This window comes from Streptomyces chartreusis (assembly GCF_008704715.1).
In the GTDB taxonomy this organism is placed as follows: Bacteria; Actinomycetota; Actinomycetes; order Streptomycetales; family Streptomycetaceae; genus Streptomyces; species Streptomyces chartreusis.
In genome coordinates this window covers 9840974-9853747 of sequence record NZ_CP023689.1, presented here as the reverse complement: position 1 = coordinate 9853747, position 12774 = coordinate 9840974, and the positions used below count along the sequence as shown (strand labels likewise).

At 66.7% G+C, this 12774-nt stretch carries 12 protein-coding genes; 8 read left to right on the top strand and 4 right to left on the bottom strand.

Going from position 1 to position 12774, the window contains the following annotated elements:
- Positions 1-14: 14 nt before the first annotated feature.
- The 4 genes from CP983_RS44225 to CP983_RS43455 are packed head-to-tail and all read right to left on the bottom strand — an operon-like array spanning position 15 to position 2827.
- Positions 15-194, bottom strand: coding sequence for a hypothetical protein (locus tag CP983_RS44225; RefSeq protein WP_167537620.1), 180 nt, complete (start codon positions 192-194; stop codon positions 15-17).
- A gap of 20 nt (positions 195-214) precedes the next feature.
- Positions 215-616: a hypothetical protein gene (locus CP983_RS43465; RefSeq protein WP_150506168.1), complete on the bottom strand. Its 402-nt coding sequence runs from the start codon at positions 614-616 to the stop codon at positions 215-217.
- A gap of 19 nt (positions 617-635) precedes the next feature.
- Positions 636-1952: a hypothetical protein gene (locus CP983_RS43460; RefSeq protein ID WP_150506167.1), complete on the bottom strand. Its 1317-nt coding sequence runs from the start codon at positions 1950-1952 to the stop codon at positions 636-638.
- 47 nt (positions 1953-1999) lie between these two features.
- Positions 2000-2827 carry a hypothetical protein gene (locus tag CP983_RS43455; RefSeq protein ID WP_150506165.1) on the bottom strand — a complete coding sequence of 276 codons (828 nt, stop codon included), beginning with the start codon at positions 2825-2827 and terminating at the stop codon, positions 2000-2002.
- 718 nt (positions 2828-3545) lie between these two features.
- On the opposite strand from CP983_RS43455, the gene CP983_RS43450 reads away from it, so the two are divergent.
- The 8 genes from CP983_RS43450 (at position 3546) to CP983_RS43415 (ending at position 12747) form a co-directional block, all read left to right on the top strand.
- Positions 3546-4295 carry a hypothetical protein gene (locus tag CP983_RS43450; RefSeq protein ID WP_150506163.1) on the top strand — a complete coding sequence of 250 codons (750 nt, stop codon included), beginning with the start codon at positions 3546-3548 and terminating at the stop codon, positions 4293-4295.
- A gap of 166 nt (positions 4296-4461) precedes the next feature.
- Positions 4462-5175 (top strand): AfsR/SARP family transcriptional regulator, encoded by a 714-nt coding sequence (locus CP983_RS43445; protein ID WP_229915113.1) that lies wholly within the window; start codon positions 4462-4464, stop codon positions 5173-5175.
- A 539-nt stretch (positions 5176-5714) separates the two neighbouring features.
- A complete protein-coding gene (locus CP983_RS44910) occupies positions 5715-6431 on the top strand; it encodes a peptidoglycan-binding protein (RefSeq protein ID WP_244364967.1) in 717 nt (238 codons plus the stop codon).
- An 8-nt stretch (positions 6432-6439) separates the two neighbouring features.
- Positions 6440-7123: a peptidoglycan DD-metalloendopeptidase family protein gene (locus CP983_RS43435; RefSeq protein WP_150506161.1), complete on the top strand. Its 684-nt coding sequence runs from the start codon at positions 6440-6442 to the stop codon at positions 7121-7123.
- Positions 7124-7136: 13 nt separating this feature from the next.
- The gene (locus CP983_RS43430; RefSeq protein WP_150506159.1) at positions 7137-7838 is read left to right on the top strand and encodes a hypothetical protein; all 702 of its coding nucleotides are present in this window, start codon (positions 7137-7139) and stop codon (positions 7836-7838) included.
- Between the two features lie 21 nt (positions 7839-7859).
- On the top strand, positions 7860-10154 hold the full coding sequence (locus CP983_RS43425) for an endonuclease (RefSeq protein WP_229914894.1): 2295 nt from the start codon (positions 7860-7862) through the stop codon (positions 10152-10154).
- Between the two features lie 141 nt (positions 10155-10295).
- Positions 10296-11270 carry a GNAT family N-acetyltransferase gene (locus CP983_RS43420; RefSeq protein WP_167537853.1) on the top strand — a complete coding sequence of 325 codons (975 nt, stop codon included), beginning with the start codon at positions 10296-10298 and terminating at the stop codon, positions 11268-11270.
- A gap of 154 nt (positions 11271-11424) precedes the next feature.
- Entirely contained in the window at positions 11425-12747 is a 1323-nt protein-coding gene (locus CP983_RS43415; RefSeq protein ID WP_229914895.1) for a hypothetical protein, read from the top strand.
- Positions 12748-12774: the final 27 nt, after the last annotated feature.

The following is a 12774-nucleotide window of genomic DNA, read 5'->3' as shown; positions in this document are numbered from 1 at the left end:
ATTCCGGCCACCGCTCAGCCCAGCGCGCGGTAGAGCGCGTTCCAGACGTCCTGGACGATGTCGTCCTTCATCTCCTGCGTGCTGTCCCCGACCAGGACCACCTCGACCGGGAAGTAGTAGTCGACCTGGGACTCCGCCATCAGGGTGTCGGGGTCCTGAGGAGATGGGACGTGTTCCTCGTCGGGGATCGACATGACGGCCTCCGCGCGCCCTGCTAGGCGTTACGACTGGCAGTGGTCTGCAGGCAGATGCAGTTGAAGGTGGTGGTGGGGGCGCCGTCGACCACTACGGTGCTGGCGGCCGAGGTGATGTAGCAGTCAGTGAAGGCGATGGACTGGAACGACCAGTCGTCGCCGGTCTGCTGCTGGACACTGATGGCGAACTTGGAGTGATTCAGCGCCATGTCAGTAAGGGTCGCGACCGGTGGCCCGATCGCCTTGACGGCCATCGTGAACGTGAAGGCCTTGGGCTGGACCACGTAGGCGACGTTGTCCGCTTCCAGCGAGTGCAGCGGCTGGACTGGGACGTTGAAGGTGGGGTTGAACGAGTCGATGGGCGTGACCGGCTCTCCGTCCCGCGTCACTGCCAGTCGGGTGTCCCACTTGGCTCCGGGCATGATCTGTCAGCTCCCTTGTTCACCCGGTGAAGACGAGGCCGATGGTGAGCCGGTGAATGGCGCCCGCGTAGACCACGACCACGCTCATGGGCACGACCCGGCTGCTGCGGGCTTCCTTGATCTGTTGGCGCTCCGCGGGAGTCAACGTCGACTCGTCCCTGTCGAACAGCGTGAGCAGTGGAATCACCACACTGAAGTCCTCGATGACCTCCTGGAGCACCAAGGGCGACAGGACCGATTCGACCAGCGTCTGGACGGAGCGCAGCCCGACGCGGCTGACCCGCAGGTTCCCGATCCCCTGGATCAGGGATGCCTTGATCCGGAAGTTGACGTCGTCCAGCGTGCGGACCGTGTCGACGTAGGCCTTGTTGCCACTGCTGTCCGCGGTGAGGCCCTCACCCAGGTACAGCGCGCCGCCTGGGATCAGCACCGGCCTGGTTATCCAGTTGATCCGGCCGTCCACGAACTTGTCGATGTCCGACTCGGAGAATGTGTCGGGCATCGAGATGCTGATCGGTTTCAGCAGCATCGAGATGTGCGGCCGTTGCCCGGCGATGACCCCGGCGGCAGCTGCAGCCACATCGTCGTCGGACTTGTGGGCCACCAGGAACATCCGCTCGTTCTTCACGGGTTGTTGGTTCAGCCGGACCGCCTGCTCCGCGGTGAGTGCGCGGTCGAGCATCGCCACTCCGATGCGTTCTTTGCCGTCTCCCTGGGGCCCGGCCACGTGCTTCGCCAGTTCTTCCACCGCCGGCCTGTTGCCGTCGTTGAGCGGGGTGTTGGCCAGTGTCACGATCTGGACATCCAGCTTCGCCACCTCATCCCGGAACGCCTCCGCCCATTGCGGTGTGTCGAAGTCCACTTGGACGCCCCACACTTTGGTCGGTGGCGGCGACTGCCGGAACGCGATGCCGATGGCTCGTTCCAGCTCGGTACCTCGCTGGCGTACCGATGCCTGAGCCTCGTGGTCCCTCTTCAACACCTGGTCCAAGGTCAGTTCGGACGCGTTGGGGGGTGCCGCCGCAGCGGCAACCTTCGTGACCGTGCGCTCCTCCTCGTCCGCCTCCGCCCCGATGCGCAACACCGTGCCCGGGGGCACGCTCGACACCGCGAGCGGGACGACAATCGTGTTCTTGCCAACTTCGGCCTTCACCGCCAGCTTGGTGGTGCCGCCCGGATATGCCTTCGCCGCCTCGTCGGGCGACGAAAAGTCCTTGGCGGGCGACTTGTCGGTACCGATGCCGCCCTTGCCTACGACGGCGATGTCGCCGAAGGCCCTCGTGGCAGGAGCGAACAGATCGCTCCTGGGTTCGACGGTGATGTACTTGACCGGCATCGACCGCTCCTCACGTGAGATGTGTCTTTCTGTGCACGCTGTCCGCCTCACTGGGTGCTCAGGTCTTCGAATGCGGCCACGAAGCCCTCGGCCGCCAGCACGTCGGACACCTGCTCCTCGGTCACCGATGCCGGGTCCGGCGTCTGGGGCGGTGCGGGGAACACCGCGAGCCAGGCACTGGCGGCGAGCAGTTCGCCCCCGTCGTACGCGTCGGGCCGCGCGCTCACCTGATCCAGCGCGTGTCTGCTGCTGACCAACCTGCGCAGTGCGGCCGCAAGATCGAAGTCTGCGAAGAACAGCACCGAGACCCGAAGCCGGAAGCGGCGAGCCGGCGCGGCCGGATCGAACGGCGCCGGCTCGGCGTAGCGCAACTCGTACAGGCGTGCCGAGTTGGCTTGGAGCTCTCCAAAGTCGGCAGCGCCGGTCAGACGAAGAAGTTCGTCGAGTCCCGTCCGGCCGAACTTTGCCACGAAGTCGTCCTCGGTGAGCCGGGCGACCGCCTCGGAGCCGATCGCTTCGAGCGCGCCGGATGTCGGCGCCACCTGCGTCGGCACGAACATGTCCAGGGCCAGGTCGATCCAGTGCGCAGGCGTCGTCGAAGGGATCTCGAAATCGGTCCGGGCCCGTTCGGCTGCGGGCAGAACCTTCTCCCAACTGCCCCGGACGGTGAGCGGCACCGTGATGGGGACCTGGAAATGACGCCCCGTCACCAAGGGCGCCCCCGTTGACCGGACCTCCAGAACCCCCGGTTCGTAGACTGCGGCCAACAGGGTCCTGACCCGAGTCATGCCGGCATCCTCGAGGGGGACCAGAAGCTCGTCGACTTTGACCGGATCCTGATACCGGATCATGAGCCGGTCGGCGAATCCATTCATGTCTTGCTTCCGACGTGTCAAGCAGACTGCATGGCGAGCGGAGAACTGTTGAGACGATCCCCGGCCGATCGGCCGACGCGGAGTCGTCGAGTGCGGCGTCGCCGGCAGCTCTCCCGGACGCTGTGGTCAGAGATGCTGCTGACATATGACTGCCGCCTCTTGAAGCGTAGGCCGTGGGAATGGCGGTCGCATCTCGGCTTCGGCTGAAGTCGCATCAGGACTTCGCCGTTCAAGGCCCCTCCGTCTCGCTTTCGGTCTCACGTTCAACCACACCCTTCGCGCACCCCATCACTGTGCGCAACATTTCGACTACGAATTGTGGGAGGGTTGCCGCCGAAGACGGGTGCCGGACTTCATCCCCTCGCCCTCTGAGATGACGGACCGGCTCGGTTCACGGCCACTACCGAAGCCACTGTGATCGCAGAGGCCGACGCAGCCGGGCCCGGGGCCCTGACCACTCGTCAGGGACACTCGCGGGTCATCTCAACGCGGGTCAGCGACAAGGCCAGGCCGGGCGGTCGGCACCCGGACTGCGACTCGACCGTGGTGTGGATAGCCTGAAAACAGGACAGATGCCGAGCATCGCTGGGCAGCTGACACGCCCCGGATGAGATCCACCAATTGGGGCACCGTACTTCGGAGGTTGCCGGCGAGGAACCGATGCGTTCGAACCGACTCGGTCGCCGCGGCATCCGGGAAGCAATGCGGGAGGATCGCGATGGGCTTGTTGCCGATCGAGATAAAGGTGAACGTCGAGGGCGACGTGGCAGCGGCGCTGTCGGCCCTCGGCACATCGGGTCGTCCGATGACCGTGCGTCGCATCTGGTTCGCGGAGGACCGGGACGGCATCGCCGCGGGGCGGGTGCCCCTACTGGACGGCGGCGTGATCCTGCGTTTCAGGACTGGTGGCGGTCAGGACGACCTGACCGCCAAGTTGCGGCCATGCAGCCGGGAGCAGCTCGTCGGCAGGTTCTCTGATCCGTTCGAGGCGGAGCCGTTCACGTACAAGATCGAGGAGGACTGGTCATCGAGTGGACATGTGCTGGCCGCCTCTCTGGTGCATGATCACACGCCCGGAGCGCTGTCCAGCGCGACGGCACCCGGTGGCGATCCCGCAGCGGCGATCGACGCCGTGCAGGACCAGTTCCTGCGCGCCTGCACTCCGTCAGTCCGGCTCGATGGGCTGGTCGCGCTGGGCCCGGTTCGCTCGACGAAGTTCGACGACGTTCCGCTCGATGACCTGGACGTGGACCTGGAGGCATGGTCAGTGGCCGGTCTGGGTTTCTTGGAGGCGTCGATACGGGTGAAGCCCAAAGACGGCGACAACGCCGAGGAACTCGCGGTGCGGGCCGAGCGCAAGCAGCGAAAGCTGAATGACGCGGTGCGGGAGCGCGGGGTGACGCTTTCCGAGAACCCCGATAACAAGACCCGCCGCATCCTCACCGCACTGGCGCAGGTCCACGCGTAGAGGCCCATAGCAAAGCACGCCTGGGCCTCGACCTTGCCAGGTTGCACCACGTGTTCGAACGTCTGAAACTGATAACTGCGTGCTTCTTCGGAGCACGCGCCTACCCCTCGAAGTGCACGGCACGATTCCGCGCTGTAGCGCGCCCGCACGCCAGGCGATCAAATTGGTGTCTCTCCCTCAGCTGCGCCTGCTCGGCCCGTTCCGACTGGAATTCGGGTCCGAGGCCGTCGAGTTGTGCCGCAACGGCCAGAGGTTGATGGCGTTCGTGGGGCTCCGAGGCCGGGTGTCGCGCACTGTCCTGGCCGGAACGCTGTGGCCGGAGGTATCCGAGGAGCACGCTCGAGGCAGCCTGCGCACCACCCTTTGGAAACTGCCTCGCAGCGACCCGCCGCTGATGCGCTGCTGCGGCGACTATCTCCTGCCCGCAGCGGACCTGTATGTGGACGTGCACGCCCTCGCCGAAACGGCACTCGACCTCATACAGGAGTGCGAGCGTCCGCTCAACGGCGGTCCGACGCTAGCCATGCTGTCCGGCGAGGACCTGCTGCCGGGCTGGGACGAGGACTGGGTGCTTCTGGAACGTGAGCGCCTGCGTCAGTTGCGCCTGCACGCGCTCGACGCGCTCGCCGAGTCCTTGACCCGGCAGGGGAAGCCCGCGCTGGCGCTGGAGGCCGCATGGGCAAGCGTCCGCAGCGAGCCCCTCCGCGAAAGCGCCCATCGCGCGGTCGTCTCGGCTCATCTCGCCGAGGACAATCTCGCTGAAGCTCTGCGTCACTACCACGCGTTCCGGTGCCTGTTGCACGACGAGTTGGGCGTCGAGCCCTCCCCCGCGTTCGCCCGCATGCTCCCGCCCCGACGGGTGGGGATGACGCCAGGATGACGCGGGACTGACGGCGGTTCCGTAGCGTCGAATTGACCATCTTCGGCGCGGACGGAAGGACGACGGGTATGACCGCCACAGCGCCATCGAAGAGGTCGTGTGCCTACGCCCCGGCGACCGATTCACTAAGCGCCACAGCCTGGCACACGGAGGTCGGACTGCCGGTACGCGACCCGCGAATCATGAGGCAGCGGCGAATGACCGCGCGCTGGCGCGGGGGCCAGCTCCAGGGCGGCACTGGGCGACCGTGGCAAAGCCCTGACGCGGTCCCCCTGGTGCACACCTTCCGTGGCGAGCCGGCCCGCTCCGGTCGCGATGACGCCTTGCTATTCGACACTTCCCCCGATGCGCTGTCAGCCACCTGCGACTCCGAGATCACCGATCGGGGGCAACGCGACCCAGCCCTCACCGGCCAATGCCCGCCCCCGGTGTCCGGACCAACGAGTCGACGCGCCCGGCACCGCCGCTCTGCATCTCGGCGACAAAGCACGGCGGCTTTCCGTAACCCCGCAGGGCATGACGAGAGAAGGCGAATTGTCATGGTGGCCCTGTCCAACGTCCAGTTCGGTAAACGCAACGAGGACGTACGCACCGTACAGAAAGCACTCATAGCCCGCGGCCGCAAGATCCCCGACGGCCCCACCGGCCTCTTCGGCGCCCAGACCAAAGCCGCCTACCGCGCCGAACAACTCGCCCAGGGCTTCAAAGGAACCGACGCCGACGGCAACCCCGGCTGCACCTCCCTCACCACCCTCGGCCACCACGCCCACTTCAAAGTCAACTGCACAGGCGTCCCGGCCACCGCGAACGGCAATCTGCCCCTCGCCAAGGTGACCTACCTCGATCCCAACGACGACTCCGGCGAGCCGGCCATGCGGCGCTACGCCAAGAAGGCGTGTGCACTGACGGGAATGGACCCACGGTTCGGAGTGCCCGCTCTGGCCACCATCGCCAAGCGCGAGTCCGCGTCGAATCATCCGAAGTTCCGGGTGAACCGAACGGATGCGAACGCGCACGGCCCCATCATGTCCGACGGCCATCCGCGGAACTGTTCCAGAGGCGCCACGCAGTGCATTCCCCCCACGTTCGCCACCCATCATCAAGCGGATACGGCGACCACGCCCTACGACGTGGTCGCGGACATGTGCGCCACGGTCAACTATGTGCGCGCCCGCTACCACGTGAACAAGTCCGGATCGAACTTCGCCGCCCGCGTCCAGCAGGCCGATCCGCACCGGCCTCCCCACTGGTACTAGGAGCCGTCATGGTGGCCCTGTCCAACGTCCAGTTCGGTAAACGCAACGAGGACGTACGCACCGTACAGAAAGCACTCATAGCCCGCGGCCGCAAGATCCCCGACGGCCCCACCGGCCTCTTCGGCGCCCAGACCAAAGCCGCCTACCGCGCCGAACAACTCGCCCAGGGCTTCAAAGGAACCGACGCCGACGGCAACCCCGGCTGCACCTCCCTCACCACCCTCGGCCACCACGCCCACTTCAAAGTCAACTGCAAGGGCGCACCCGCTGCTTCCCATCCCAGAAAGCGGGTCCCGTCGCCTGTGCCCGGGCACAAAGTGACCTTCGGCTTCTACGCGCGCGGTCCGTATGCCTGGAAACCGGAGCCGGACGGGATCGGCCGCCACACAGGCCAGGACTTCGCCGCCAAGCCCGGCACACCTGTGGTCGCCGTGCGCAACGGCACCATCGCATGGTCGAACAAGGCCGGCGGAGCGTACGGGCAATGGATCGGGCTGCGCGCGGACAACGGCCACATGTACACCTACTGCCATCTCTCACAACGTCAGGTGAGGACCGGTCAGAAGGTCAGCGCCGGAAAGCAGCTCGGGCTGGTCGGCAGCACGGGCAACTCCACAGGACCGCATCTGCACTTCGAGATGTCGAAGAGCTCAACCTGGTCCTACGGCAATGTCGCCAAGCCCAATTGGTGAAGGGAGATCGGTGATGACTCAGCACAATCCGCATTCGGTACCGACCGAGCCCGGCGTGTTCGTGCCGATCGGTGTCGAAGGCTGGCAGGACGGCTACGACAAGGCCATAAGCTCACCGCCGAATGTGCCCAGGACTCCGCTCGTGCGTGACCCCGAATACGCGGATGCCTGGAAAGAGGGCGCTCTGGCCGGCAATGCCGACGGGCGGACCGAGGGCTGGCGCTGGGCCTACTTCGACGGCATGGTGCGCCCCGAGCCCAAGGGCGAGACCGACGGCCGGTACGGACCGCGGGACAGCGGCGAACCGGAGGGCGCGCCCTTCTCCCTGCCTCAAGCCTGGCCGTGCGTCGGCGAGGGGCCGCTACTGGTGATGCTGGAGCAGTTCGCTCCTGGCGAGAGAGGCGGCGACGGTCTCACCGGTCGGCTGCTCGCGAAGGCCTGCGCGGACAAAGGCGTCCGGCAGCTGTACCTGCCGGTCAGCCTGTCCCCCTCGCCGCCCCCGGAGGAGCCGACGGGCGACCCGCTGCGCGACAGGGGTTACTGGCACGGAACAGTGGCCGAGACCCTGGAGGACGTCGCTCGCCAGGCGGTGGCGCAGGTGACGGTCCCCGCCCCCGACAACACGGGCCTCGTACGGTACGCGCCCGCGGCTGAACACAATTTCATTGACCTGTTGCCGGTGGGCGGACGGCTGCCGCCGGAGCGCGTGGGCTGAGGCGTAGGAATTCGTCCGTGTGTGTCCCGGCAAGCCGAATGTCATCGGACGCGTCGGGCTGTCTGCGGAAAACACGTGCCTCGGACACCACCGCCACCATCACCAGACGCCTGGAGGCGAATCATGGCCACGGCGGAACTCGCATCCGAACGACAATCAGACTACCTGTCACAACTGACGATGGCCGCAGCCCGCTATGCGAACCGCACCGAACGGCGTGAGGGGAATCAGTCCGTTCTGGAATCGCGTGGCGTGTTGTATGCGGACACCCCCGAGCGGGTCGAGAAGCGGCTGGCACGTCTCGGGGCGGACTGGGCCATGGCGCGGGCGATCGAGCGGACGCAGACGGAACCGGCCAGCAGTGCGGGAAGCACTCTGGGGCTGCCCCCGGAGGGTTTCACCAGTGACGCGCTGGGGCTGGAGCGCCTGATCGGGCGCAACAACCTCACCCCGGTCGCATTCCTCGAAGAGGGTGTCCAGGTCTCGCGTTCGGTCGGCCGGATCACCATCAGCGGACCCGGGGGTGGGCATGGAACCGGATTCATGGTCTCGCCCTCCCTGTTGCTCACCAACAATCACGTACTGCGTGACAAGGAAGACGCGACTCGCAGCAAGGTCGCCTTCGCGTTCCAGGACAGCGTCGACGGCAGCCCACTCGTTCCGGCGGTATTCGAGCTGGAGCCACTTCGGTTCTTCGTCACCGACCGGGCGCTCGACTACAGCCTCGTCGCCGTGGCTCCGCGTGGCGCACAGGGAGAGGCGCTGTCGTCGTTCGGCCGGTTGGTACTCAGCGAAGCCCAGGGGAAGATCCTTATCGGGGAGTTCGTCAACATCATTCAGCACCCCAGGGGCGAGCCCAAGCAGATCGCTCTGCGCGAGAACCAGATAGTCGACGTTCTGGAGCGGTTCTTGCACTACGAGTGCGACACCCGTGAGGGTTCTTCGGGCTCTCCCGTCTTCAACGACCAATGGGAAGTCGTCGCCCTGCACCACTCCGCCGTCCCGAAGACCGACGCCGAGGGCCGGCCCCTCAGTGTCGACGGAGCGGTGTGGCAGCCCGAGATGGGCGAGCAGCAACTGGCCTGGCGGGCCAACGAAGGGGTGCGGATCAGCCGTGTGCTGGGGGCACTGCACGAGATACCCCTGAGCGGAGAGGCGGCACGGCTGCGTGACGAGGTGTTCACCGCCGGACTCACCCCGCCTCCCGTGCCGAGCGCCACACAGATGGCCCCCTTCAACGGCAAGTCCCCCGTGCCGGCCACCAACGGCTCCCAAGCGCGAGCGGCCCAGGAGACCGCCAACGCAACGCAGTTCCTGCTGCCCCTGCGGATCAGCATCGGATTCGATGCCCCGTCGTTCCAGTCGCCCGCCGTCCTGGCCCCGCAGCCCGCTCCTGCATCGGTTCCACAGGCCACGCCGCAGCCGCCGGTGAGGTCTCCGGACGTTGTGTCAGCGGTCGAGAAAGAGGTCGACGCGGCTCTGACCAACCATCGGGTCGCACGGGAACGGCCGTACTACGACCGCGTCGCGGACGCAGCCGCGCGGGAGGCGTACTACGCGAACATCCGCACCGAAACCGGCGACGCGCTGCGCCGCGCTCTGACAGAACTACTGGCGGACAGCCACGAGCCCCAACCGAGGTACAAGCCGATGAGGCTGGTCTATCCGTGGGTCGACCTGCACAAGGACGGACGCCTGCGCAGCATCTACTCGGGCAAGGACTTCTCCGCTGAGGAGCTCATACGGGCCGACGCGGCCGTGGCCCAGGCCCGCCTGACTCGCGTACAGGAACTCCTGCTGCTGGAGAGCACGGCGGGACCGGCCGAGTTTGAACAGGAGTTCGATGCACTGGAGGCATCGATGCCGTTCAACTGTGAACACGTGGTGCCGCAGTCGTGGTTCGACAAGCAGGAACCGATGCGAGGCGACCTGCATCATCTGTTCGCCTGCGAGGTCGGCTGCAACAGCTTCCGCGGCAACTTCCCGTACTTCGACTTCCCCAACTTCGAGGAAGCGGAACGGGAGGCGTGCGGGATGCGCGAGAGCGTGGGATTCGAGCCGGAGGAGGGCAAGGGCGTGGTCGCCCGCGCCACCCTGTACTTCCTGCTCCGCTATCCCGGGCAGGTCGGCGACGTTGCGCGCGAGTTCCCCGAGGACCGGCTGCCCGTCCTGCTGCGCTGGCACGAGAGCGAGGCGGTCACCGAGTACGAACTGCACCGCAACGCGGCCATCGCGGAGATCCAGGGCAATCGGAACCCGCTGATAGACCATCCCGAGTGGGCCCGTGAGATCGACTTCTCCGGCGTCTGGCCCTGATCCGTTCGGCGGGCATCGGCTCATGCTTCACAGCAGCAGACCGCTGCGGGCATCGCACAGCGCTCCTCGCCGGACCTGTCGCTTCGCCCGCGGTGCACGTCCGTGGTGCGATGGAACTGGGGGCGGGAGGGAGGAGCGATCATGCCCTCAGCGAAGCGAACGAGTTTCGCCGCCTCGGTGTCGGTCCGCCCGCTGGCCGAGCCGGACCTGGATCGGGCCGACGAGATCTTCAGGGTCGCCTTCGGGACCTTCCTCGGGGTCCCTGAGCCGGAGACGTTCTTCGGGACCGCCGACTATGTCCGTACCCGCTGGGCGGCAGATCCACAGGCGGCCTTCGCAGCCACCGTCGAGGGCGAGGTCGTCGGATCGAATTTCGCCGCCGACTGGGGCAGCGTCGGGTACTTCGGCCCGCTGACCGTACGTCCGGATCTGTGGGACCAGGGCATCGGCAGGCGCCTCATGGAACCGGTCATGGCCTGCCTCGACACCTGGGAGAACCGCCACCTCGGCCTGTTCACCTTCGCGCACAGCCCCAAGCACCTCGAGCTCTATCGCCGGTACGGTTTCTGGCCCCGGTTCCTCACAGCCATCATGAAAAAACAGGTCGCCGTCCGTGCCGCAGTCCCCGGCCGAGCGCTGTACGGCGAGCTGACCGCTGCCGAGCGTCCCGAGGCACTGAACCTCAGTCGCGCACTGACGGGAGCTGTGTACGAGGGCCTGAGTTTGGACCGCGAGATCGTGGCCGCACAGGCGCAGGGGCTCGGTGACGCCATCCTCCTCGAGGGCGCCGATTCCGACCTCGACGGTCTGGCTGTCTGCCACTGCGGAGCGGGGTCGGAAGCCGGTGAGGACGTGTGCTTCGTCAAATTCGGCGCCGTGCGCCCTGGCCCGGACTCCGCGGACCGGTTCGAACGACTGCTGACTGCGTGCGAGCATCTGGCCGTCGAGAAGGGCCTGGGGCAACTGGACGCCGGAGTGAACCTGGCCCGCCAGGATGCCTACCGGCGCATGGTCGACCGGGGTTTCCGTACCTGGCTGCAAGGCGTAACCATGCACAAGCCCAACGAACCCGGCTACAGCCACTCGGACGCCTACGTGATCGATGACTGGCGCTGAATCATCGCCACACTCTGCTGACCTGCGGTCACCGCCCTATTCCTCTGCAAGCTGCGTCCCGCTTCCCCATGCACGAGGATGGAGGGAGTGACTGGGGCCGGCCGGTTTTACAGCCTCCGCCCCCTGGGCGCACAGCGGCGGAGGGAGGTTCGCCGTGGACCCACCCGCCGCCTCCGACCCGGAGGGGAATGGGCGACGTGAGCAGAGCGGCCCGCTGGACGATGCCGAACGAGCGGAGTACGAGCGACTCCGGCGCACTCTCGGCCGGCGACACAGGCGCTTGCGGCTCTGTGCAGCATCCTTGCTTCTTACGCTGGCCGTTCTGCTCGCGCCTGTCAGCGTCATAGCCACATGGGTAAATTCCGAGGTCACCGACGTTGATCGGTATGTGCAGACCGTGTCGCCCCTCGCCAGGGACCCCGCCATCCAAAAGCTGGTCGTTGATCGTGTCACTGACGAAGTGGCTGAGAACATCGACGCTCGCAAGATCACCGACGCGGTCGCCGACACCTTGGCCGACCATGACGCACCCCGCTTCCTTGTCGACGCGGCCAGATCGCTCGATGAACAGCTGAAGGGCGGACTGACGACCGCCGTACGCTTCGTGGTCGAGAAGGTGGTGAAAAGCGAGGCCTTTGCTGACGCATGGGACAGCATCCACCGCGGTGCACACACCGTCGCGACGAATGCCCTCACGGGTGACGGAAGCGGGGCGCTTGCGGTGAAGGGCGACACCGTCACGCTGAACGCCGGCATTGTGGCTGAAGAATTGCAGAAGCAGCTGATCGGCGTGACGCTTGTCAAGGCAGAGGACATTCCCGGGGCCGACAAGTCGATCGTTCTGGTTCGGAACGAAAATCTCAGTGAGGCCCGGCAGGGGGCCCGCTGGCTCGCCGCTGTCGCCCCGTGGCTGCCCCTGACGGTTGTCGTGCTCGGCGGGCTGGGCATTTGGGCGGCCCCCTCACACCGGGTGGCACTGATGGCCGCCGGCATCGGCACGGGCGTCCTGATGTGCGGGCTTCTCGTCGGACTGGCCATCATGCGCCAGATCTGTCTGGATGCGGTGACTCAGACAACCCTGTCGCAGGATGCCGCAGCAGCCGCCTACGACACCTTGGTGAGGTTCCTCCGGCAGGTCACCCTCACGGTGCTCGTCACGGCTCTCATCACTGTGATCGCGGGGTATCTGTACGGACCGGGCCGCGGTGCGGCCGCTGTGCGCAAGGGCGCAGCCCGAAGTACCGAAGCGGCCGGGCATGCGCTCACCCGGACCGGGCTGACGACAGGGGCTGTCGGGCGGTGGCTTCGCAGGAACCAGCCCCGCACCACAGGCGCCGTCATCGGCGCCGGCGGCCTCACTCTCATCCTGTGGAACTACCCCACACCTGCCGCAGTCGCTCTACTGCTCCTGCTCGTCGTGGTGGTCCTGGTGATCCTGGGCGTGCTTGCGACTGCGGACGAACCGGCGCGACGTTGAAGAGGCTTCGTGTGCATTGAGGTCGAG